Source organism: Mesorhizobium sp. LNJC405B00 (assembly GCF_000502615.1).
Lineage (GTDB): Bacteria > Pseudomonadota > Alphaproteobacteria > Rhizobiales > Rhizobiaceae > Mesorhizobium.
This window is the reverse complement of record NZ_AYWC01000006.1, coordinates 187,738-210,594: the sequence shown is the minus strand read 5'-3', so window position 1 is coordinate 210,594 and position 22,857 is coordinate 187,738. Positions and strand designations below refer to the sequence as shown.

The following is a 22,857-nucleotide window of genomic DNA, read 5'->3' as shown; positions in this document are numbered from 1 at the left end:
TCACCAAAGATAGAAGAATGCGAAAATGAACACCCAGACCAGGTCGACGAAATGCCAGTAGAGCCCCATGATTTCGACGTTCTCGTAGCGACCCCTGCGGCTGGTGAAGAAGCCGGGACGACCGACGTCGTAGTCTCCACGCCAGACCTTTCGCGCCACGATGATGAGGAAGATCACCCCGATCGTCACATGCGTGCCGTGGAAGCCGGTGATCATGAAGAAAGTCGAGCCGAATTGTGCCGCGCCCCAGGGATTGCCCCACGGCCGTACCCCTTCGGTAATCAGCTTGGTCCATTCGAAGGCTTGCATGCCGACGAAGGTGGCTCCTAGCGCTGCCGTCAGAAGCATGAGGATTGCGGTTTTGCGGCGGTCGCGGCGATAGCCGAAATTGACCGCCATGGCCATCGTTCCGCTGCTCGATATCAGCACGAAGGTCATGATGGCAATCAGGATCAGTGGAATGTCCGAACCGCCGATGCGAAGCGCAAAGACCTCGCTCGGATTGGGCCACGGCACACGTGTGGAGACGCGCGCGGTCATGTAGGAGAGCAGGAAGCAGCCGAAGATGAAGGTGTCGCTGAGCAGGAAGATCCACATCATGGCCTTGCCCCAAGACACGTTCTTGAACGCGCGCTGATCCGAGGACCAATCGGCGGCGATGCCTTGCCAGCCTGCGGGCCGCGTCTCCGTTTGGCCGGTATGCGTCAGTGTCGTTTCTGCCATGCTCCTCGACCTCCTAGGTCAGCAACTGCCGGCAAATATCGATGAACGTCGCGGCCCAGCCGGCTAAAAGAGCGAAGATGGCGAGCCAGACGAAAAGCAGGAAATGCCAGTACATGGCGCATAATTCGACGCTGAGGCGAAGCCGTTCCGGCCGTGCCCCGTTCCAGGCGCCGGCGGTTGTCCTGCCCAGGCCCACCAGCCCTCCCACTATATGCAGGCCGTGCATCCCGGTTATCAGGTAGAAAAAACTGTTGGCCGGATTGGAGGCCAGAAAATAGCCATCGGCGGTCAGGTCCCGCCATGCCATGAGCTGCCCGATGAGGAAGGCGATCGCGGTGAGCCCAGCCGCGGCAAGGCCGAGCCTGACCGTGTCCATCCGGCGCTTGCGCGCCGCGATCGAGGCGCATTGCAGCGCAACGCTGCTCAGCACCAGCATGCCGGTGTTGAGCCAGAGCAGGCGTGGGATGGGCAGCGGCTGCCAGTCCGACAGCGCCATACGCATGAAGTAGGCGCTGGTGAACAGCGCAAACAGGCAGCCGACGACGGCGAGGAAGACACCGAGGCCGATCTTGGCGGTGGGCAGGCTCGATCGGTCGAAGGCGACAAAATCTCCTGCCACACCTTGCTCGAGCCATGGTTTCGCCATCAGCCGCTGATGCGAGAGCCACCAGCCGGCAAAACCGGCGATCACGAGCAGGAAGACCAGGATGACGCTCATGCCGGCTCCCTGGAGGGGCCGAACGTGCCCGGCATGTTTTGCGGAATGAAGTCCTCCTTCGCGCCCGGCACGCTGTAGTCATAGGCCCATCGATAGACGATCGGCAGATCCTTGCCGAAATTGCCATGCGCCGGTGGCGTCTGCGGTGTTTGCCATTCGAGTGTCGTGGCTCCCCATGGATTGCCACCGGCCTCGCGCCCATGGCGGATGCTCCAGATAAGATTGAACAGGAACACGATCTGGGCGAAGCCGACGATGAACGCCATGATGCTGATGAACGAGTTGAGGTGATGCGCCGACTCCGTCATGACCGTCACGTCGGTCAGTTCGGCATAGCGCCGCGGCACGCCCATCAGGCCGATGTAATGCATGGGAAAGAAGATCAGGTAGGCGCCGAGGAAAGTGACCCAGAAATGGAACCGGCCGAGCGTCTCGTTCAGCATCCGGCCGGTGACCTTCGGGTACCAGTGGTAGATCGCGCCGAAGATGACGACGATCGGAGCAACACCCATGACCATATGGAAGTGAGCGACGACGAACATCGTGTCCGACAGCGGGACGTCGACGACGACGTTGCCGAGAAACAGCCCGGTCAACCCGCCATTGACGAAGGTGACGATGAAAGCCATGGCAAACAGCATCGGTATGGTGAGGTGGATGTCGCCCCGCCACAGCGTCAGCACCCAATTGTAGACCTTGATCGCTGTCGGGATGGCAATGATCAATGTCGTGGTGGCGAAGAAGAAGCCGAAATAGGGGTGCATGCCGCTGACATACATGTGGTGCGCCCAGACCACGAAGCTCAGCGCGCCGATGCCAACGATGGCCCAGACCATCATCCGGTAGCCAAAAATGTTCTTGCGCGCATGCGTGCTGATCAGATCGGAGACGATGCCGAAGGCCGGCAGCGCCACGATGTAGACTTCCGGGTGGCCGAAGAACCAGAACAGATGCTGGAACAGGATCGGGCTGCCGCCATTGTGCTGTAGCTGTTCCCCCATCTCGACGACCGCGGGCATGAAAAAGGAGGTTCCAAGCGCGCGGTCAAGCAGCATCATCACGCAGGCGACGAACAGCGCCGGAAAGGCGAGCAGCGCCATGACGGTGGCGGTGAAGATGCCCCAGACGGTCAGCGGCAGGCGCATCATCGTCATGCCGCGCGTGCGGGCCTGCAGCACCGTCACGACATAGTTCAGACCGCCCATGGTGAAGCCGATGATGAACAGGATCAGCGAGACGAGCATCAGGATGATGCCCCATTCCTGGCCGCCAGGTGTGCCGGTCATGATGGCTTGCGGCGGATAGAGCGTCCAGCCGGCGCCGGTCGGTCCGCCGGGCGCAAAGAAGCTCGACACCAGCACCAGCACGGCAAGGAGGTAGATCCAGTAGCTCAGCATGTTGACATAGGGAAAGACCATGTCGCGGGCGCCGACCATCAGCGGGATCAGGTAGTTGCCGAAGCCGCCGAGGAAGAGTGCCGTGAGCAGGTAGATCACCATGATCATGCCGTGCATGGTGATGAACTGGTAGTAGGCCTCGGGGGTGATGAAATCGAACGTGCCGGGGAAGCCGAGCTGCAGCCGCATCAGCCAGGACAGCACCAGCGCGACCAGGCCGATGGCCGTTGCGGTCGCCGAATACTGGATGGCGATGACCTTGGCGTCCTGCGAGAAGACATACTTCGTCCACCAGCTGTGCGGATGGTAAAGCTCCATTTCCGCGACTTCGGCGGGCGGGACGGCATCTGCAGGCGTGATATCGACCATAGGCGGAGCACCTCCGTGCCCTTCAGCGGGACCCGACAGTTTCGAGTTTTGCCGCAACTTCTAGAGCTGACGCCGTCGCGTTGCCCGGCGCCTGTTCCACCGAGCCCGTCTGCTGCGGCGCCGACAACTGCGCGAACGTCTGCTGCTGGTCGAGCCAGGCCACATAGTCCTGCTCGGTATCGACCATGACGATGCCATGCATCATCGGGTGCCCCTGGCCGCACAGTTCGGCGCACAGAACCTGGAAGGTCCCGGTCTTGGTGGGGGTGAACCAGAAATAGGTGACCGAGCCCGGTATCATGTCCATCTTGGCGCGGAATTCCGGAACGTAGAAATCGTGCAACACATCGATCGAGCGCAGCAGCATCTTGACCGGCTTGCCGACCGGCAGATGCAGGTCGGCCGCTTCGACCACGACGTCGTCCTGGCCGCTGGGATCCTTGGCGATCACGCCCAGCGGATTTTCAGCGGTGACGTCGCGGGTGTCGGATGTGCCGAGTTTGCCGTCCTTGCCGGGCAAGCGGAAGCTCCACTGCCATTGCTGGCCGACGACTTCGACCACGGTTGCGTCGCTTGGAACGTTGACGAACCGGCTCCAGACAAACAGGCCGGGAACCAGCATGGCGGTAACACCCACTCCGGTGACGATCGTCAGCCACCATTCGAGCCGCTTGTTCTCCGGTTCGTAGGCCGCCTGGTTGCCTTCGCGGTGACGGAAGCGGAAAACGCAATAGGCCATGAATAGGACGACTGCGGCGAAGACGACGCCGGTAATCCAAAAGGTGATGATGATGGTGTTGTCGATATAGTCCCAATTCGAGGCAATCGGAGTCCACCACCATGGGCTCAGGAAGTGGAACAACACCGAGCCCACGACGATCAAAACGAGTACAACCACTATGGGCATGTCCCGTTCCTCCCGGTATTTCAGGGGGCGCGAAGCCGTCCCGGGAAAATACCAAGTGCATCATGCGTGATTTGCGATCGAAATTCTAGAGCCGGTTGTGGAAGGAGCGAAAAATTGCTTCTGCGGCGCCCGGACCTTGCTTCGTTGGTGACGCCGGAGCGACACCTGACCCCCAAATCAGGGAGGGCAGGGACTGGTTTGATTCGGCTTGCCTTGTTCCAGCGGGATCAAAGCGCCTTGATGATGATGCAGCCGGCCAAAAGCAGCACGACGCCGGCGAGCCGCATGCCGGAGACAAGCCGCTGCGGCAGGCGGAACCAGCCGAAGGTGTCGACGAAGATGCCGGCGACCTGCTGGCCGGCCACCGTCAGGCTGACGGCAGCTGCCGCTCCGATGACGGGGATGGCGGTGAACACGGTCGTGACATAGGTGGCGCCGGCAAAACCTCCGAGCCAGCCCCACCAGGGCATCGACGACAGGCCGGCGAGGCGAGGGCGGGGCGTCTTCGTCAGGGCAAGCGCGATCAGAAGCACCGCGGCCATGGCCAGCATCGCCACCAGGAACGAGATGGTGCCGACCGCAAACGGCGCGCCGCCAAGGTCGTGCCGAAGCAAGGCGTTTACAGCGCCTTGCACCGGAAGCACGGCGCCTGCCAGCAGCGCCAGTCCGATCCACCCTGGTCTTGAGGATGCGGTATTGTCGGCCGCGCCCTTCTGTCCCAGAACGATGAGGGCAGCCCCGGCAAGCAAGACGAGCATGCCGAAGGCAGGCCCGGCTCGCAGTCCGGCGTCGGGGATCCCGAGCCAGCCGAACGTGTCGAGGGCGAAGGATGCAAGCATCTGCCCAGCGATGAAGAGCCCGACGGACACGACGGCGCCAAGGCGAGGGAACAGAAGAATGGTCGAAACAACGTAGAAGGCCGAAGCAATGCCGCCGATCGCATGCCACCATTCGGCTTGCCGAACGGCAAGCAGAGCCGGTGTCGTTCCGGTGAGGGCCGTGATCGACAACAGCACGATGGCGCCGACCGCGAGCTGAAGCGTGGTCGCGGCAAAGGGAGAGCCGACCGCCTTTGAAAGTTGGGCGTTGGCGCCAGCCTGCACTGCGAGCAGGCCACCGGCGACAAGCGCCAGAGGGATGAAGAGGATTTCCACGATCGTTTTCCTTGAATGCGGGGTGCGGCGGCTAGGGCATGATCCCAAAAAGTGGGTGCCGGGTTTTGGAAAAGATCATGCTCCAACAAAGGGTTAGGTCATGATGAGATTTCAACCAAATCTCATCATGATCTAAGCGGCAGCCGATGCTTCGGGCAGGGCGGGAACGGCAATGCCTCTGACAACTGCGGAGCGTCGGCCTATGGCGGCATACCAACGCGCCAGGTCTGGCGCGTCATCGAGGCTGAGGCCGAGCCTGGTGACGGCCGCGTTGATCCATGGCCATGTCATCACATCGGCGATGCCGTAGCTTTTGCCGACAATGTGCTCATGGTGCTTTAGCCGGCTATCGAGAACGCGGAAGACACGTCCGGTTTCGCGCTCAAAACGCTCGATCACGTAAGGGATTTTTTCCGGCGCGAAGACTTTGTAATTCCACAATTGGCCAAGCGTCGGGCCGACATGGGCCGCCTGGAACAAGGTCCAGGTCAGCGTATCGTCCGCTTCCTGCGCGCCCACCGGCTGAAGCTTGCCCGACCGTCGCGCCAGGTAGTGCAGGATGGCGCCGGATTCGAAGACCGTGCGGCGGGCGTCCCGGTCGACGATCACCGGGATCTTGTTGTTGGGATTGAGCGCCAGGAAATCAGGCTTGGTCTGGTCGCCCTTTTCGATGTCGACCAAGCGGACCGAGTAGGGCAGGCCGACCTCTTCCAGCATGATCGAGGCCTTGTGCCCGTTGGGTGTCTGGCAGGTGTAGAGTTCTATCGGCGTCATGGCTCTTCTCCGCGACCGTTCTTTCGTCGTCGGACTCCATATGGCGTGCGCGCATGCGCAGATCGACATGCCGATTCGCCCGCTTGCTCTGCGTTTTTGCACAGTGAAGCGTGATTTTGACTCGCAGAGCGCAACGTTTTCTCTTATCTTTCTGCAAGAATGCACAGCTCACGCGATATCGACTGGGAAGATCTGCGCATGGTGCTGGCCGTCGCCGATGGCGCTTCGCTGGCGGCGGCGGCTCGGATCCTGGGCGTGAACCACACGACTGTGCTGCGGCGCGTCAACGCCTTCGAGGCGCGGCTGGGTATCCGCCTTTTCGATCGGTTGCCGACTGGTTATGCCCTCACCCCGGGCGGCGAGGAACTGCTGGGCGCGGCACGCACAATGGCCGAGACGGTCAATGAACTGGCGCGCAAACTGTCGGGGCAGGATCTCAGGTTCGAAGGCAGGTTGCGGGTCACCACCACCGACACGCTGATGGCGTCGGTGCTGCCGCCGATCCTGGCGGCGTTTCATAAGCTCCATCCCGGCATACGGGTCGAGGCGATGACGCAGAATTCCATCGCCAACCTGACGCAAAGGGATGCAGACGTGGCGATCAGGCCGGTGTCGCAACCGCAGGAAATCCTGGTGGGCCGGCGCATTTCGGGCGTCGCCTTCGCCGCCTACGCGACACGTTCCTACGCCGAAAAGCTACCCCCGGAGCCGAGACTGGGTGCGCTGCGCTGGATCGCGCCCGACGACAGCCTGGCCAACACCGGCGTCGCCCGCTGGATGCGGTCGTCGCTGCCCGATGTCGAGATCGCCATGCGCGCCGATTCCCTGGTGACGATGTCGCATGCGGCGGGCGCCGGAATCGGGGTTGCGGCGCTGCCCTGTTATCTCGGCGACAGCCTGCCCGGGCTTGTAAGGGTCGGAGGGCTGATCGAGGAGATCGGCTCGGCGCTATGGGTGCTGGTGCACGACGATTTGCGCCGCACGGCGCGCGTCCACGCCTTCACCAAATTCGTCTCCGGCGAATTGCAGCAGCGGCGCGACCTTCTTGAGGGCAGACTCGGCGCCGGAGCTTGAGACGCACGCCAGCTGACGCGCGGGCTCAGCTCCGCAAGAGGTTCCCAAGCTCGGCAACCGTCATCACGCGCCCGAACACCTTGCCTATGATGTCGAGGGTTGCATTGTGCGATGCCTCGTCCAGTCCGCCATTGGCGTCGCTGATGAAAGCCACCTTGTAGTCGCGCATGAAGGCGCTCCGCGCGGTGGATTCGCAGCAGACGCTGGTCACGGTGCCGATGATGATCACCGTGTCGACCCGGCCTGCGCCACGGATGTTGCGCAACACGGTCTCGAGCTGCGTGTTGTGGAAGGCATCGTAGCGGTGCTTTTTGATGACGACATCCCCAGGCAAGGGCGCAAGCGCGGCGACGATTTCGGCGCCGGCGCTGCCTTCCCGCATGCCTTTGGTTTTCAGCTTCGGCTGATAGCTGGTTCCAGCGGCGAGATATCGAAATGGTCGCTGAGCACATGCTGGGTGTAGATCACCGGGACGCCTTGCGCGCGGCAAAGCTCGACCACCTGCCGCATCGCCGGAATGCGATGGCGGGCCATGGCCACTTCCATGACGGCGCCCTCATCGACGAAGTCGCTTTGCATGTCGATGACCAGGAGGGCTGCGCGTGGCTTGTCGAACGGCCATGGTTCGTCGCCGGGCTGGGGCATTGCGTGTTTCCTGTTTCCGACGTTGATCAGGTGAGCAGCAGGCTCTTCATCGAGACATCGCAATTCCTGCCGATGACGATGTGATCGTGGATGGATGGAGAGATCAAGGTCGTGGCAATCTCGCAGCGAGTTCCGGGATTTGGTTTGGGCGACTTGACGCGTCCTCGCTTGGCCTACGGGTCGATGACCGCGATCGCATCGATCTCTATCAGGTAGCCGGGAGACATCACCGCTATCCCGACCACTACGTTTGCCGGCTTGTGATCGCCGAACAGCTCGATCTGGGCCGCTTCGATGATCGGCACGTGTTCGTCGCGTTTGTAATCGACGATGTAGATCGTGATCTTGCAGACTTGCTCGGGCCGAGCGCCGGCGGCAGCAAGCGCACGGCCAAGATTCCCGAACGCCAGGCGCCTGGACTGCGAAATCACCATGGCCAACGAGCTTGCCGTGTATGTCTTCTGGCTGCTGGCCCGAGACGAACACCAGCTTGCTTCCTGTCGCAACGACGACCTGGGAGTACATTTCCGGAATCGGCAGATCATTTGGATTTATGCATTCGAGCGTCATTGAATAGATCTCCTGCAATGGCTGACGGGAACTGGCTGCTTCGTATTCGCGAGTCTACGACATTGTCGCCGAAGCGGGCGCTTCCGTCGCAATATCACTTCTACACCGCAAGCGTGGGCGTTTGAGCCAAGCCGGAATGTTGCTGATTGGCTCGCGAGCGGTGGCGTTTGGGTTGACGGCGCCGGCGAGCGTCGGGCTCAGATCAGCAGCAGGCCCTTCATCGAGGCATTGCCTTTCTTGCCGATGATGATGTGGTCGTGGACGGCGATGCCGAGCGGCTTGGCGCTGTCGATGATCTGCTTGGTCATTTCGATGTCCGCACGCGATGGTGTCGGATCGCCGGAAGGGTGGTTATGCACCAGGATGACGGCGCTGGCCGACAGTTCCAGCGCGCGCTTGATCACTTCGCGCGGATAGACCGGCGTGTGGTCCACGGTGCCGACCTGCTGTACCTCGTCGGCGATCAGCACGTTCTTCTTGTCGAGGAACAGGATGCGGAAATGTTCGCGGTTCTCGAACGCCATCGCCGAGCGGCAGTACGCAAGAAGCTGCGTCCAGTTGGACAGCACCTCGCGGTCGCGAACCTCGGTCCGCGCCATGCGCTGCGCGGCAGCGGCAATCACCTTCAGGTCGACCGCCACGGCGGGGCCGATGCCCTTCACCTCCTGCAGCAGCGCCACCGGTGCGCCAAGCACTTCGCCAAAAGTGCCGAAGCGCGCCAAAAGCGCCTTGGCGATCGGCTTGGTGTCGACGCGCGGGATCAGGCGAAACAGCAGCAGTTCGAGAAGTTCGTAGTCGGGCAGGGCGTCCGCGCCGCCGGCAACGAAGCGCTCGCGCAAGCGGTCGCGATGGCCGTGATAGTGTGGCTTGTCCGTCGATTTGTCTCTTGGTGCCTTGTCCTTCGCCGGTGGTTCAAGCCACCGCTCGGAGAAGAACCCCCGTTCGTCGTCACCGCTGTTCCCCATCGACCCCCCACACTCCCCGAAGGCTTCGACGGCAGATTAGAGCGGTAAGCAGCGCGCGGTCGAGTTTTTTCGGCGACGGCGCCTCAAAGCCGCGGCTTGAGGCGATCTTGTTTTCAGCTGACCGGCGGCAGGCCGGGGCGGTCGAGCTTGTTTGGCGACAGGGTGAAAATCTCGCAGCCAGTTTCGGTGACGCCGATCGTGTGTTCGTACTGCGCCGACAGCGAGCGGTCGCGCGTCACCGCCGTCCAGCCGTCCGACAGCACTTTCACATGCGGCCGGCCAAGATTGATCATGGGCTCGATGGTGAAGATCATGCCCGGCCGCATCTCGACGCCTTCCGAGGCGGTGCCATAGTGCAGGATGTTGGGTGCGTCGTGGAACAGCTGGCCAACGCCGTGGCCGCAGAAATCGCGCACCACCGAGCAGCGCTCTGCCTCGGCATAGGTCTGGATGGCGGCGCCGATGGCGCCGGTGCGGGCGCCGGGCCGGACCGCCGCGATTCCGCGCATCAGGCACTCATGAGTGACTTCAAGCAGGCGTTCGGCGGCGCGCTTGATGGTGCCGACGGGATACATGCGCGAGGAATCGCCGTGCCAGCCGTCGAGGATGTAGGTGACGTCGATGTTGACGATGTCGCCATCCTTCAACGGCTTGTTGTCTGGAATGCCGTGGCAGACGACGTGGTTGATCGAGGTGCAGGACGATTTGGTGTAGCCGCGGTAGTTGAGCGTCGCCGGTAGCGCGCCTTGGTCCATGCCGAATTCGAAGACGAAACGGTCGATGGTCTCGGTGGTGACACCCGGCTGGACCATCGGCACCAGTTCATCAAGGCAGCGCGCGGTGAGATCGCAGGCCTTGCGCATGCCGGCAAATCCTTCTTCGCCGTAGAGGCGGATCTGGCCGGTGTTCCTGAGGGGTGCCGTGGCGGCGTCGAGATAGGTGACCATAGTGTCCGTTTGCCTGTAAGCGGGCGGCGCATATCAGCCCGTTAGAAAATTTCCCCAGATTTGGCACTGCAAGCCGCAAGGTTCAAGGAAGAACTGCCGGCAATGGACTGATACTGGCGATATTCCTGGCTTGCGCGGCCGCTCAGATGACATCCAGGTGCGCCATCTCCTCCGAATGCCGAGATCGCACTGACGACACATTTTCGCGCAAAAGCAGCCAAAGCAACTTTTGACGACGAACGGCGTTGCTGTGGTCGACGCCAGTTCGGGAGATATAGAATGGACAGATTGCAATTCGAGGTGCCGGTGCGCATCGCGCCCGCGCCCGGGCTGCCGGTAGAGGAAATATACAGCGTCGAACAGGCGCTGGATATCCTGCATGACTGGCCAAAGAAGCGACAGGGCAAGGTCTATGAAGCGGCGTTCAATGCCTGCTTCGGGGCCACGGTGGATGTAGTCAGGACAGAAGACGCCTGGCGCGCCTTCATGGCGTTTTGCCGGGTCAGTGGCCTGCTGGCCAGGGATATGATGGTTACGGCCAAGCGCGCCGGCGAGGCGAGGGGCCTGAGGGTCTAGAGTTCTGCTTGGCCTCGAGGCAGGCCAACCGACTCGCTCCAATCGGCGCGGGACTCCGCGGCGTTAAGGTTCCGTTTCCCACTTCACAGCTAGGCATGAGGCCATGGAGCAGCGTCTGATTCGTTGCGTCGGTCTCATGGTGCAGAATATGTCCTCAGCCAATGTGCGTGCCTTCCCGCTAGACCGGCAGACCGTGCTGGTGCGCGAGGTCGCCGCAAGGCTGGGCAGACTGCACGGCGACACGGCCACGTCGTTCTGGAAGGCCACGGCGCGCGAACTCCTCGACAAGGCGGTCGCAGCCGGCAGCGATGCGGCTTCGGCGGCCAACGATGTCCGCCGGTTTTTTGCCGCGGTCCAGGACGAGATGCATTTCAAGGCGGACGATGCCGCACCGGGGCAGCGCCGGACGCGCACCCGCCTCTAGCTTCGAACAGAGCACCGACACGCGCTCACTGTGGCTAACCGTGGACCGGTCTTGGCGTCGACGATCTCGGGCCTTGCGCTGTCGATCGTGCCGTCCCAGCCACGGCGAGCGCCTTGTTGAACGCGAGACAGGCGATGAAATACTGGTCGCGCTCGGCCCTGGCGACGTCGGTCATCGCCAAGGAAATCGTCGAGCGCTATGGCGGGACCATCACGTCGGAGAACCTGCCTGACGGATGGCTTTTGCAGATGGTGGGATCGACGCGGCTTACCGCAAGGCGTCGGCCTCTCGGCGATCCCTGTGCCGACCCGATCCGAATCGGCTATGCCTGCGCGATGCAGGAAACGTCTCTCTACATCCCGGTGAAGCGGTTTCTCGAGAGCCTGGAATTCACGGTCAAGGGCGAAGTCGGGCACTGCGATATCGTGGCGGTGCGCGACGGCGAGCCGCCTGTGCTGGTCATCTGCGAACTGAAATTGCAGTTCAACCTCGAACTGGTGCTGCAAGGTGTCGATCGCGCCGCGGCATGCGACGAAGTGTGGCTGGCCGCGCGCATGTCGGCGCGTGGCAAAGGCCGCGAGCACGACCGCCGTTTTCGCGCGCTGTGCCGGCGGCTCGGCTTCGGGCTTCTGGCTGTCAGCGGCAAGGGGGAGGTCGAATTGCTGCTCAGCCCGGCCGCTTTGCCGCCGCGTCGCGATCCAAAGCGGCGCTCGCGGCTGATGGAGGAACACCGGCGCCGGCGCGGCGATCCGGTGGTTGGCGGCGGTTCGCGCGCGCCGATCATGACCGCCTACCGGCAGGATGCGCTGGCCTGCGCCGCAGCCATGACCGACGGGCCGAAACGCCCCCGCGATCTGAAAGCGATTTCGCCGCGCGCGGCCAGCATCCTCTTGGACAATGTCTATGGCTGGTTCGCCAGGGCCGAGCGCGGCGTCTACGCGCTGACCGAGGGTGGCCACGCGGCGTTACAGCGCTGGCCGCAGGTAGCGCACGACCAAGGGTGAGTGGCCGGAGATTGCGGCGAGCAGGCGCCGAGGGAAACCTCGGCACGGCAGCCGCTGTTCGCCGTTTCAACCGATTCGCCGCGCCACCGTTCCAGCCGCTGCTAGTTCGGCGGCTGCCGCGAGGCTTATTGTTTTCCTGAAAGATCTGGTACGCCCAAGGGGAATCGAACCCCTGTTACCGCCGTGAAAGGGCGGTGTCCTAACCGCTAGACGATGGGCGCGCTCAGACGAAGCGGCTTATAATTGCGTTGTTGCCAACCGGCAACCCATCAGCCGCCAGATGCGGAAACTTTTTTCAACAGGGGCGAAAACGGCCAGTTTGGTGAGCAAGCGCAGGTTTTCTGGCCTCGCGTCGTTGCACATCTTTGGACGAATGCGCCGCGCAGTCGTCATCCTCGCGTCTGCGCTGCGTCGCTGCGCTCCTTGCTTCGCCATAGGATGACGAAGTCGCGGGTGCCTCGGCTAATCTCGAACGTCGCTGATAGGTAATCGGAAAAAACGGCGGGCTGCTAACAGCCCCTCGGCCCGTTTGCCGAATGGGGATGCTACCCCCGCCGGCGGCAGCGCCAATTCCAGTCGCGCTCGGGGCCGACGTCGACGTGAACGGATTCGGTATGGCAGTAGGTGCCGACGCCACCGCGGCCGGGCATGGTTCGGATGTAGCTCGCCAGTTCCCATTTGGAGACGCCGGGAACCTGGATGTCGGCGGCGGCGCAATACATGTGCAGCGAATTCTTGGCGCCGTTGGCGCGCCGGTTGCGGGCCGGGTCGCGGTAGCCTGATGTGACCATCATCTTGCGGCCGTAATGGCCTTCGATGGTCTTCAGCACACGCACCAGCGACGGCTTCAGGCAGGCGACGTCGACGCTCTCGTTTTGCTTCAACAGGCCGTTGGGCGCCAGCCGGGCGAGGCCGGCGGCGGAAGCCACCTGATAGGCGCCGCCCGAACCCTCGTCCTCGTTCAGGTCGACGTCGCTTTCGTCGTCGAGGCCGGATTTGCGCTTGATCTCGAACAGCGCCGTCTGGCGCACGCCGGGCAAGGCATCGCTGCCGGTGATGTGGTTGCTCTCGTTGCCAAGCGAGGCAAGCTGCAAGGGCTTGTCGGCCGAACTGGCTGAGGCCAACGTGATGATCGGCTTTGCCGGGGCGGCCTTCTGGGCAGCAACCGCAGGCTGTTCGCCCGAGCGCGAGTTGACCAGCGGAGCAGGTGCCGCCGAGGTTGGCGTGGTGCTGAACAGTGAGGCCAGGAAGCCCTTCTTCGGCGTGTCGATCTGCTGGGGCGCGGCGGTCACGTAGACCTCGCCGGGCGCGGGTGCCGCGGCAGTCGGTTTCGGCGCGGTCACGCCGGCATCGGCGGCGGCGATCTTCTGCGCCACGGCGTCCGTTGCGGCCGCGGTCTGTGCTGACTGCTGCAGCGACTGCGGCGTCTGGCCGACAATGGTTTCGGAGCCGGCGGGAACATTGACCGGGAAGCCGGTGCCGGGCTTGGCCACCGGCACATAGGCGACCTGCTCGGGCAGTGTCGCATCGCCCGCTGCCGTCATCATCATCTGCGGCCCGGTGGATGTGACCTGCACGGTCGAATCGCCCGGCGCCGCAGGGCTGGCGCCGGAAGCCGCGGCGATGTCAGAAGCGGTCGCGTTGTAGCCAGGCATGCCGACGGACATTGTGGGGTCGCTGGCGGAGGTGCAGGACGCCAGAAGCACGGAGAAAAGCGCTGCCGCTATAGTGCGACCTTCTCTCCCCGCGAGACGCGATCCTACTGATTTCAAAACTAAATTCCCCCTCGGTGTCCGGTCGGCCTGCTATTGGTGCGGCGTCGAAACGTTCACATCCAATAACCTTGTGTTCCCAAACCGGAAACGAGACTTGTGTCAATTCTGCAAGCCTCTGAATTATTTGCTCGTTGGAGGCCAATTGAGGCTTCTTGAAGGTTGACGACACCATTTCGCCCCGTTTTGCCGGCCCGTCAACTCACCAGACATTACATTCCGTTACACACAGGCACCTGCAAAAGGTGCCGGCCGTTACACGCGGACCTTCACATAGGTGCCGGGGGCATCACCCAGGGTTTTCATATGCTTGCCCGGTTTGCGGGCCGGAACGAGGGTGTCGTCCTGGGTTTCGATCCAGTGCTGCCAGTGCGTCCACCAGGAGCCGGGATGCTCCACCGCGGAGGCGAGCCACTGGTCAAAATCGCCTGTCGGTTTGCCGCCGGTCCAGTACTGGTATTTCTTGGCTGCCGGCGGGTTGACGACACCGGCAATGTGGCCGGAACCAGCCATCACAAACTCGACGTCGCCGCCGAAATATTGCGAGCCGAGAAACACGGAAAGGGCCGGCGCGATGTGATCTTCCTTCGACGCCAGGTTGTAAACCGGGATGGTGACGTCGGCCAGCGACAAAGTGCGGCCGGCGAGTTCCATCACGCCACGCGTCAGATTGTTCTCGAGATAACAGTTGCGCAGGTAGAAGGAGTGGTTGGCGGCCGCCATGCGGGTGGAATCGGCGTTCCAGTAGAGCAGGTCGAAGGGAAGGGGATCCTTGCCGCGCATGTAATTGTTGATGAAATAAGGCCAGATCAGGTCGCCCGAGCGCAGCATGTTGAAGGCGGTCGCCATCTTGGTGCCGTCGAGGTAGCCCTTTTCGTTCATCGATTTCTCGACCGCTGCCACCTGGTCCTCGTCGACGAAGACTTTCAGGTCGCCGGCATGGGTGAAGTCGACCTGCGTGGTGAAGAAGGTCGCCGATTTGATGCGGTTGTCGCCTTCCTGTGCCAGCAGTGCGAGTGCGGCCGCCAGCAGCGTGCCGCCGACGCAATAGCCGATGGCGTTGACCTCTTTCTCGCCGGTCGCCTTCTCGATCGTGTCGAGGCCGTATTGCAGGCCCTCCCGTATGTAAGCTTCCCAGCCCTTGGCGCCGTGCCGCTCGTCGGGATTGATCCAGGAGATGACGAACACGGTATGGCCTTGCTCGATCGCCCAGCGGATGAAGGACTTTTGCGGGTTGAGATCGAGGATGTAGAACTTGTTGATCCAGGGCGGGCAGATCAGCAGCGGGCGCTTGAGCACCGTCTCCGTCGTCGGATCGTACTGGATGATTTCGGCGACATCGCTGCGGCCGACCACCTTGCCGGGAGATGTCGCGACGTTCTTGCCGATCTCGAAGGGCGAATAGTCAGCTTGTCTCAGCTTCAGGTCGCCCTTGCCGGCGGCGATGTCTTCGGCCAGCATCTTCATGCCGCGCACCAGGTTTTCTCCATTCGAGGCGACGGTTTCTCGAAACAGCTCCGGATTGGTCAGGATGAAGTTCGACGGCGAGATGGCATTGGACACCTGCTTGACGTAGAAGCTGGCCTTATGGCGGGTGTGATCGTCGAGGCCTTCGGCGTGCTCGACCAGGTCGGCCGCCCAGCGCGAGGTGACGAGATAGGCCTGTTTGAGGAAATCGAAGAAAGCGTTGCGACCCCATTCGGGGTCTTGAAAACGCTTGTCGCCGCGCTCGGGCTTGACCGCATCTTCGGGCGCCTCGGCATTCGGGCTAACCTTCTGGATGGCGTTGCCCCAGACCGTCATGTAGCCGGCGAACAGTCGCGTCTGCGCTTCCAGCGCGCGTTGCGGGTCGGCCAGCCAATATTCGCTGAGCTTGGAAAAGGTTTTTACCATGTCGACCACGGGTTCGGCGACATGATCGCGCACCTCGCTCTTTTCGCGCGGCTCGGCCCAGGCGGAGGCGGCTTTGCCGGCCTGTTCGACCATACGCGCCATGTTCAACGCGAAGCGTTCCGGGTCTTTCACCAGATATTGCTCGACGGTCGAAGATTGATCATCTTCCGCTTTGCTCGAATCAGGTGTTTTGGACATGGCTCGCGGGGTTCCTCCCGAGGCGTTTTCTTGACATATTATCATGGGACATCTGACCGGGTCCAATGCGCTGTACCCCGGCTGCCAGGAAAACAATATGACGATTAACACCGGCGAGACCATTTTTTCGGGGGCAGGCCGCTTTTGCCGCATCGCGGTTGCAATCGCCTGTCTGGCGCCAGGGCTGCTGGCGGCAAGTGGCTGCACGAGCGCCAACACCGGCAACGGGATGAATGTCGGCCTGACCCAGGGCGCGCAGGACACCGGCTCTTATCCCAATCTCAACATCCCACCGCAGGTGGCGGCAAAGCAACTCACCCCTGAGGAGACGCAGGCCAAGCTTGCCCAGTTGAAGGGCGAACAGCAGGGGCAAGTGGCCAAGGGCGGCGGCGGTGCCCCGTCCACCAGCCCGGCGGCGCTGAATTCGCTGGCGAAGAACCATGGCAAGGACACGCTGAAGCAGATCGAAGCCAAATGCGATCCCGCCCTCGACCCTACCTGCAAATAAGGCTATATCGCGCGCCGAAAGCGGTCTTTGCCAAGGGCGCCTAGCCAAGCCAACTGTGCTGAAGCCAATCTTAAATCGTCTGGAACTGACATGGAAGAATTTCACAAGGTCCGCCGGCTTCCGCCCTACGTGTTCGAGCAGGTCAACCGGCTGAAGGCCAGCGCCCGTTCGCGCGGCGCTGACATTATCGACCTTGGCATGGGCAATCCCGACCTGCCGACTCCGAAGGCGATCGTCGACAAATTGTGCGAAGTGGTGCGCGATCCGCGCACGCATCGCTATTCCTCCTCGCGCGGCATCCCAGGTCTGCGCCGCGCCCAGGCCGCCTATTATCAGCGCCGTTTCGGCGTGAAGCTCAATCCCGACACGCAGGTGGTGGCGACGCTCGGTTCGAAGGAAGGCTTCGCCAACATGGCGCAGGCGATCACCGCGCCGGGCGACGTGATCCTGTGCCCCAACCCGACCTATCCGATCCATGCTTTCGGCTTCATCATGTCGGGCGGCGTCATCCGTTCGCTGCAGGTCGAGCCGGATGACGGCTTCATCCCGGCGCTCGAGCGCGGTGTCCGTCATTCGATCCCGAAGCCACTGGCATTGATCCTCAACTATCCGTCGAACCCGACGGCGCTGGTCGCCTCGCTCGATTTCTACAAGGACGTGGTCGCCTTCGCCAAGAAGAACGACATCATCATCCTGTCGGACCTTGCCTATTCGGAGATCTATTTCGACGGCAATCCGCCGCCTTCGGTGCTGCAAGTGCCGGGCGCCATCGATGTCTGCGTCGAGTTCACCTCGATGTCGAAGACCTTCTCCATGCCCGGCTGGCGCATGGGCTTTGCCGTCGGCAATGAGCGGCTGATCTCGGCGTTGACGCGGGTGAAGTCCTATCTCGACTACGGCGCCTTCACGCCGATCCAGGTGGCGGCGGCGCATGCGCTGAATGGTGACGGCGCCGACATCGCCGAAGTGCGCGAGGTCTATTTGAAGCGCCGCGACGTCATGGTCGACGCCTTCAGCCGCGCCGGCTGGACCATTCCGGCACCGGCTGCCTCGATGTTCGCCTGGGCGCCGATCCCGGAGCCGTTTAAGCATCTCGGCTCGCTTGAGTTTTCCAAGCTCCTGATCGAGCACGCCGACGTAGCGGTGGCGCCGGGCATCGGCTTTGGCGAGCATGGCGACGATCATGTTCGCATCGCGCTGGTCGAGAACGAGCACCGGATCCGGCAGGCGGCGCGCAACATCAAGCGCTTCCTGGCGTCCAGCGCCAAGCAGCCGAACAATGTGGTGCCGCTCGCAGCGCATCGCTAAAGTCGCCGCACATCTTATTCGAGTAGATTTTTTGAGGGGCGTCGCCGGGCATGGCTGAAGCGTTGCGTGTTGGAATTGCCGGTCTGGGTACTGTCGGTGCCTCGGTGGCGCGCGTGCTGCGCGACAAGGCAGCGGAACTGACGCGCCAGTGCGGACGCGATGTCATCGTCGCGGCCGTTTCCGCGCGTGATCCCAAGCGCGACCGTGGCGTCGACCTCAGCGCCGCCAAATGGTTCGACGATCCGATCAAGATGGCGCAGTCCGCCGATATCGACGTCTTCGTCGAACTGATCGGCGGCGATGAAGGGGCAGCGCGCGCGTCGGTCAAGGCAGCACTTGAAGCCGGACGTCATGTCGTCACCGCCAACAAGGCGCTGCTGGCCAAACACGGCGTGGCGCTTGCCGAAATCGCCGAGAAGAAGGGCGTGCTGCTCAACTACGAGGCGGCAGTTGCCGGCGGCATTCCGGTCATCAAGACGATGCGCGAGGCGATGGCCGGCAATTCGGTCACCCGCGTCTTCGGCATCCTCAACGGCACCTGCAACTACATCCTGACCCGCATGGAGGCCGAGGGCATCTCCTTCGACGAGTGCCTGAAGGACGCGCAACGGCTGGGCTATGCCGAAGCCGACCCGACCTTCGATATCGAGGGCCATGACACGGCGCATAAATTGTCGATCCTGACCAGCCTGGCCTTCGGCACCAGGATCGCCGCCAACGACATCTACATGGAAGGCATTTCCAATATCAGCCAGGCCGATATCCGCGCCGCGGGCGACCTTGGCTACCGGATAAAATTGCTCGGCGTCGCGCAGCGCACCGACAGCGGCATCGAGCAGCGTGTGCACCCGACCATGGTGCCGACCGCGTCGGTGATCGCACAGGTGCATGGCGTCATCAATGCGGTGGCCATCGAAACCGACATTCTGGGCGAACTGCTGCTCTCCGGCCCGGGCGCCGGCGGCAACGCCACCGCGTCCGCCGTGGTCGGCGATATCGCCGACATCGCAAAGAGCCGGCCGGGCTTCCAGCACGGTCCGGTGTTCGGCCTGCCGGCCAAGGAACTGCGCCCCTACAAGAAGGCGCAGATGCGCAGCCATGCCGGCGGCTATTTCATCCGGCTGACCGTGCACGACCGCATCGGCGTCTTCGCCGCGATCGCCAAGCGCATGGCGGACAACGACATTTCGCTAGAATCGATCGTCCAGCATGCCGTCAGCGGCGAGACGGACGCGCAAAAGACGGTGATCCTGGTCACCCACGAGACGACGGAAGCAGCGGTGCGCAAGGCTGTCGACGGCATCACCAAGGACGGCCACCTCACAGACAAGCCGCAGGTTATCCGCATCGAGCGTGCGGGCTAGGCCAAGTCATTTTTCTCCTTTAACCGATTGATGCTGCTGCTGAAAAGTGGTTTAGACGCCATAATGCTCTATCTCTTTGATTTGGAGCCGGATTGAGATTTCAGGTCGAACCCACCAATCATCATCGGGCTCTGGCGGAGGCGTGAGCCGCGAGATCAAGGCGCGTCACCAGGATGTGGAAAAGTTTTGAGACTTTCCTGTTTAGCCGTCGCATATTGCCGGAAATGACAATCTGTAGACTACGCTCCCTATGACGGGCGACAAACGCCTCTTCCTCGATGTCAGGCAGTCGGCGACCGGTGTTTCCTGGGAACACCGGTTGAGCGAGCGGCAGGACATGACTGCGCTGGCCATAGCGCAGGGCCACGGCGTGCCCGACATTGTGGCTCGCGTGCTCGCCGGGCGCGGCGTCACCGCGGACCAGGCCGAGCGCTTCCTCGATCCGACGATCCGCAATCTGTTGCCGGATCCGGCTTCGCTGACCGACATGGGCAAGGCTGCGACCCGCATCGCCGAAGCGGTCATGGCCAAGGAGAAGGTGGCAATCTTCGGCGACTACGATGTCGACGGCGCCGCCTCTTCGGCGTTGCTCAAGCGCTTCCTGACGCATTTCTCGGTGCCTTCGGAGATCTACATTCCCGACCGCATCTTCGAGGGCTACGGCCCCAATCCGGAGGCTATGCGCGAACTGGTCTCGCGCGGCGCGACGCTGATCGTCACCGTCGATTGCGGCACCAACAGCGCTGTCTCCATCGATGCCGTCAAGGCCGCAGGCGCCGATGTGGTGGTGCTCGACCACCATCAGGTCGGCGGCCCGCTGCCGGAGGCGACCGCGGTCGTCAATCCCAATCGCGAGGACGACCTTTCCGGGCAAGGCCATCTGTGCGCCGCCGGTGTCGTCTTCCTCACTCTGGTGCAGACGGCGAGGGTCCTGCGCAGCCGATTGCCCGACGCAGCGCCACCGGACCTGTTGTCGTTGCTCGACTTGGCGGCGCTGGCCACGGTTTGCGATGTGGTGCCGCTCATCGGCGTGAACCGCGCTTTCGTCGTCAAGGGACTGCAGATGGCGCGGCAGCAGAAGAATGAGGGGCTCGCCGCACTGGCGCGGGTGTCCCGCATCGGTGAGCCGATAAGCACCTTTCATCTCGCCTATCTGATTGGGCCGCGCATCAATGCCGGCGGCCGCATCGGCGATGCAGCACTTGGCAGCCGGCTGCTCGCCACCGACGATCCGGTTGAGGCCGGGACCATTGCCGAGACACTCGACCGGCTCAACCAGGAACGCCAGCAGATGGAGCTGGAGATGCTGGCAGCGGCGCGCGCCGAGGCTGACGCCGAACTTGCCGGCGGCAACGGGCCGGCCATCATCGTCACCGCCAGCACCAATTGGCATCCCGGCATTGTCGGCTTGATCGCCTCGCGGCTGAAGGACCATGCGCGGCGGCCGGCCTTCGCCATCGCCTTCAACGCCAATGGCATCGGCACCGGCTCTGGCCGTTCGGTGTCGGGCTTCGATCTCGGACGGCTGGTGCGCGCAGCCGCCGATGCCGGGCTGATCGTCAAGGGCGGCGGCCACGGCATGGCCGCCGGCATCACGGTGGAACGCGCCAAGCTCGGCGAACTCCGTGCTTTCTTCGAGGAGCGCGCGGCGGCCGAAGTGTTCCGGCTGCAGGACGAAGAAAGTCTGGCCGTCGACGGCGCGCTCGCCGCCGAGGGCGCGACGATTGCTTTGCTCGATGCGCTGGAAAAGGCCGGGCCTTTCGGCGCCGGCCATGTCGCGCCGGTGTTCGCGCTGCCGCGCCATCGGCTGGCCGACGCGCGGGCTGTCGGCACCAACCACATCCGGGCTGATCTGCAGTCGGAAAGCGGCGGCCGCATCCAGGGCATCGCCTTTCGATCCGTCGATACCGCGCTGGGCGAATTCCTGTTCAAGAACAGGGGCAACACGATCCATGTAGCCGGCTCGCTGTCGGGGAATTATTGGAACGGCAACCGCACGGTGCAGTTCCGCATCACCGATGCGGCCAAAGCCTGACATTGCCTAATTGGTTTAAGCGAGGACCGTCTGCAGCCGCTTCAACTCGCTGATCTGCGCCATCGTCGCCTGGTAACCGACGCTGATCGCCTCATCCGCGCGGTGGAATTCGGTCAAGCCGATATGGCTGAGTTTCGGTTGCAGCGACATGTCGGGCGGATCGCCCGCCAGCCTCGCGCGTGAAATCCGGTCCTGGATGATGTTGAAGGCTTCGACCATGACGCCGGTGATGCCGAGACGGCTCTGGTGCGGCTGGTGGTCGGGGCTGGCCTGGCCTGGCCGGGGCGCGTCCTTCTCGATGAGCAGTTCGCCGGCGCTGTGCTTGATGACGGCGGCGCGGCCGAACAGATCGTAGTGAAGGTTGACCGCGACGACCAGCGGCTGCTCGTAGGCGCGGCAGACCGAAACCGGAACCGGGTTGACCAGCGCGCCGTCGACCAGAATGCGGCCGTTGCAATTCACCGGTTCGAACACGCCGGGCAGCGCATAGGAAGCCCGCATCGCGGTGATCAGCGAACCGCTGGACAGCCAGATCTCATGGCCGGTGCGAATTTCGGCGCCAACGGCCACGAAGGGTTTCGTCAGATCCTCGAAGCGGATGCCTGCCATGTGCTCGCGCAGCCTGACGTCCAGTTTCATGCCGCCGAACAGGCCGCTGCCGCGCAGATTGAGATCGAGCAGGCCGAAGATGCGCCGCTTGGTCAGGCTGCGGGCGAACTCCTCGAGTTCGTCCAGCTTGCCGGCGAGATAGCAGCCGCCAACCAGCGCGCCGATCGAGGTGCCGGCGATCATCGAGACTTCGATGCCGGCTTCGTCGAGCGCGCGCAGCACGCCAATGTGCGCCCAGCCGCGTGCGCAGCCGCCGCCCAGCGCGAGCGAAATGCCTGTCTTGCCCGCGGGTTGCGGGTCAGGCACGCCGCCGGACGATGAGGGGCCATTGGCCTCCCGCACGTCTGGTCTGCTACGCAATGACGCCCACTCGAGCATCATGATCTCCCTTGTCCCGCGTCCGTTCTACAGGAAGGACGTTTGAGAATAGTGAATATGAGTGGTTTGCGACTGTTGAATGGTTCACGCGGGCTTCCGATACGTTTTTTCCGCATCGAACAGCGGCGTGCTGCCATCGCCGGCAAGCGTTGCCTTGCCGCCGATTAGCCCCACCGTCCGATAAAAACATGAACGCCGGCCGGTGTGACAAGTTGCGTCGTGGCCCAACACTTTGACGCGCAACCATATGGCGTCCTGGTCACAATCCGTGAGCATCTCGACGACCGTCTGAAAATTGCCTGATGTTTCGCCCTTCTTCCACAGCGTGCTGCGCGAGCGCGACCAGTAGTGCGCGATGCCGGTTTCGAGCGTCAGCGCCAGCGCCTCGGCATTCATATGCGCGACCATCAGCAGCATACCGTCAGCGGCGTCGGTGACGACGACGGTGACCAGCCCGGCAGCATCGAAGCGCGGGGAAAACACCGCGCCTTCTTCGAGAGCCTTCTTGTCTGATGGAGCCGTGGGAAATGTTAGTGCCGACATCG

The 22,857-nt window shown here is 62.9% G+C and carries 23 protein-coding genes and 1 tRNA gene; 8 read left to right on the top strand and 16 right to left on the bottom strand.

Annotated elements, in window-relative coordinates:
- The 6 genes from X756_RS151475 to X756_RS151500 form a co-directional block, all read right to left on the bottom strand.
- Positions 1-723: a heme-copper oxidase subunit III family protein gene (locus X756_RS151475; RefSeq protein ID WP_023667664.1), complete on the bottom strand. Its 723-nt coding sequence runs from the start codon at positions 721-723 to the stop codon at positions 1-3.
- A 13-nt stretch (positions 724-736) separates the two neighbouring features.
- On the bottom strand, positions 737-1,441 hold the full coding sequence (locus tag X756_RS151480; protein ID WP_023667663.1) for a cytochrome c oxidase subunit 3: 705 nt from the start codon (positions 1,439-1,441) through the stop codon (positions 737-739).
- The gene (ctaD, locus tag X756_RS151485; RefSeq protein WP_023729893.1) at positions 1,438-3,207 is read right to left on the bottom strand and encodes a cytochrome c oxidase subunit I; all 1,770 of its coding nucleotides are present in this window, start codon (positions 3,205-3,207) and stop codon (positions 1,438-1,440) included. The genes X756_RS151480 and ctaD overlap by 4 nt, the downstream gene beginning before the upstream one ends.
- Positions 3,208-3,229: 22 nt before the next feature.
- A complete protein-coding gene (locus tag X756_RS151490; RefSeq protein ID WP_023667661.1) occupies positions 3,230-4,114 on the bottom strand; it encodes a cytochrome c oxidase subunit II in 885 nt (294 codons plus the stop codon).
- Positions 4,115-4,341: 227 nt separating this feature from the next.
- The gene (locus X756_RS151495; protein ID WP_023729892.1) at positions 4,342-5,268 is read right to left on the bottom strand and encodes a DMT family transporter; all 927 of its coding nucleotides are present in this window, start codon (positions 5,266-5,268) and stop codon (positions 4,342-4,344) included.
- 132 nt (positions 5,269-5,400) lie between these two features.
- On the bottom strand, positions 5,401-6,042 hold the full coding sequence (locus X756_RS151500) for a glutathione S-transferase N-terminal domain-containing protein (RefSeq protein ID WP_031203521.1): 642 nt from the start codon (positions 6,040-6,042) through the stop codon (positions 5,401-5,403).
- Between the two features lie 159 nt (positions 6,043-6,201).
- Here X756_RS151500 and X756_RS151505 point away from each other — a divergent pair, with 159 nt between their 5' ends.
- A complete protein-coding gene (locus X756_RS151505) occupies positions 6,202-7,116 on the top strand; it encodes a LysR family transcriptional regulator (RefSeq protein ID WP_023729890.1) in 915 nt (304 codons plus the stop codon).
- A gap of 25 nt (positions 7,117-7,141) precedes the next feature.
- Here the strand turns inward: X756_RS151505 and X756_RS1000000166660 are convergent, their stop codons facing one another.
- The 5 genes from X756_RS1000000166660 to map form a co-directional block, all read right to left on the bottom strand.
- On the bottom strand, positions 7,142-7,498 hold the full coding sequence (locus X756_RS1000000166660; RefSeq protein WP_023729889.1) for an isochorismatase family cysteine hydrolase: 357 nt from the start codon (positions 7,496-7,498) through the stop codon (positions 7,142-7,144).
- A gap of 11 nt (positions 7,499-7,509) precedes the next feature.
- Positions 7,510-7,761 carry an isochorismatase family protein gene (locus X756_RS1000000170385; RefSeq protein WP_023729888.1) on the bottom strand — a complete coding sequence of 84 codons (252 nt, stop codon included), beginning with the start codon at positions 7,759-7,761 and terminating at the stop codon, positions 7,510-7,512.
- Positions 7,762-7,934: 173 nt separating this feature from the next.
- Positions 7,935-8,195: a RidA family protein gene (locus X756_RS1000000166650; protein WP_245264509.1), complete on the bottom strand. Its 261-nt coding sequence runs from the start codon at positions 8,193-8,195 to the stop codon at positions 7,935-7,937.
- Between the two features lie 333 nt (positions 8,196-8,528).
- Positions 8,529-9,296 (bottom strand): DNA repair protein RadC, encoded by a 768-nt coding sequence (radC, locus tag X756_RS151510; protein WP_023705983.1) that lies wholly within the window; start codon positions 9,294-9,296, stop codon positions 8,529-8,531.
- A gap of 113 nt (positions 9,297-9,409) precedes the next feature.
- Positions 9,410-10,243, bottom strand: a complete 834-nt coding sequence (gene map / locus X756_RS151515) for a type I methionyl aminopeptidase (protein WP_023681623.1) — start codon at positions 10,241-10,243, stop codon at positions 9,410-9,412.
- Between the two features lie 279 nt (positions 10,244-10,522).
- Between map and X756_RS151520 the strand changes: the two genes are divergently transcribed.
- The 3 genes from X756_RS151520 (at position 10,523) to X756_RS151530 (ending at position 12,247) form a co-directional block, all read left to right on the top strand.
- Positions 10,523-10,819, top strand: coding sequence for a DUF982 domain-containing protein (locus X756_RS151520; RefSeq protein ID WP_023688240.1), 297 nt, complete (start codon positions 10,523-10,525; stop codon positions 10,817-10,819).
- A 148-nt stretch (positions 10,820-10,967) separates the two neighbouring features.
- On the top strand, positions 10,968-11,243 hold the full coding sequence (locus X756_RS151525; protein ID WP_023729887.1) for a DUF6074 family protein: 276 nt from the start codon (positions 10,968-10,970) through the stop codon (positions 11,241-11,243).
- Between the two features lie 335 nt (positions 11,244-11,578).
- The gene (locus X756_RS151530) at positions 11,579-12,247 is read left to right on the top strand and encodes a DUF2161 family putative PD-(D/E)XK-type phosphodiesterase (protein WP_023688243.1); all 669 of its coding nucleotides are present in this window, start codon (positions 11,579-11,581) and stop codon (positions 12,245-12,247) included.
- Positions 12,248-12,393: 146 nt separating this feature from the next.
- On the opposite strand, the gene X756_RS151535 is transcribed toward X756_RS151530, so the two are convergent.
- The 3 genes from X756_RS151535 to phaC form a co-directional block, all read right to left on the bottom strand.
- Positions 12,394-12,468, bottom strand: a tRNA-Glu gene (locus tag X756_RS151535).
- Between the two features lie 324 nt (positions 12,469-12,792).
- Positions 12,793-13,914 carry a YcbK family protein gene (locus tag X756_RS151540; protein WP_023691126.1) on the bottom strand — a complete coding sequence of 374 codons (1,122 nt, stop codon included), beginning with the start codon at positions 13,912-13,914 and terminating at the stop codon, positions 12,793-12,795.
- Between the two features lie 360 nt (positions 13,915-14,274).
- Positions 14,275-16,110, bottom strand: a complete 1,836-nt coding sequence (gene phaC / locus X756_RS151545; RefSeq protein WP_023729885.1) for a class I poly(R)-hydroxyalkanoic acid synthase — start codon at positions 16,108-16,110, stop codon at positions 14,275-14,277.
- A 97-nt stretch (positions 16,111-16,207) separates the two neighbouring features.
- On the opposite strand from phaC, the gene X756_RS151550 reads away from it, so the two are divergent.
- The 4 genes from X756_RS151550 (at position 16,208) to recJ (ending at position 21,325) form a co-directional block, all read left to right on the top strand.
- Positions 16,208-16,618: a hypothetical protein gene (locus X756_RS151550; RefSeq protein WP_023667627.1), complete on the top strand. Its 411-nt coding sequence runs from the start codon at positions 16,208-16,210 to the stop codon at positions 16,616-16,618.
- Positions 16,619-16,708: 90 nt separating this feature from the next.
- Positions 16,709-17,926 (top strand): LL-diaminopimelate aminotransferase, encoded by a 1,218-nt coding sequence (locus X756_RS151555; RefSeq protein ID WP_023681615.1) that lies wholly within the window; start codon positions 16,709-16,711, stop codon positions 17,924-17,926.
- A gap of 50 nt (positions 17,927-17,976) precedes the next feature.
- Positions 17,977-19,290: a homoserine dehydrogenase gene (locus X756_RS151560; protein ID WP_023729884.1), complete on the top strand. Its 1,314-nt coding sequence runs from the start codon at positions 17,977-17,979 to the stop codon at positions 19,288-19,290.
- Between the two features lie 250 nt (positions 19,291-19,540).
- Complete coding sequence (gene recJ, locus X756_RS151565; RefSeq protein WP_023729883.1) at positions 19,541-21,325, top strand: single-stranded-DNA-specific exonuclease RecJ; 1,785 nt, start codon at positions 19,541-19,543, stop codon at positions 21,323-21,325.
- 15 nt (positions 21,326-21,340) lie between these two features.
- On the opposite strand, the gene X756_RS151570 is transcribed toward recJ, so the two are convergent.
- Positions 21,341-22,312: a patatin family protein gene (locus tag X756_RS151570; protein ID WP_023667624.1), complete on the bottom strand. Its 972-nt coding sequence runs from the start codon at positions 22,310-22,312 to the stop codon at positions 21,341-21,343.
- Positions 22,313-22,396: 84 nt separating this feature from the next.
- Complete coding sequence (hisI, locus tag X756_RS151575; RefSeq protein WP_023729882.1) at positions 22,397-22,855, bottom strand: phosphoribosyl-AMP cyclohydrolase; 459 nt, start codon at positions 22,853-22,855, stop codon at positions 22,397-22,399.
- Positions 22,856-22,857 lie beyond the last annotated feature (2 nt).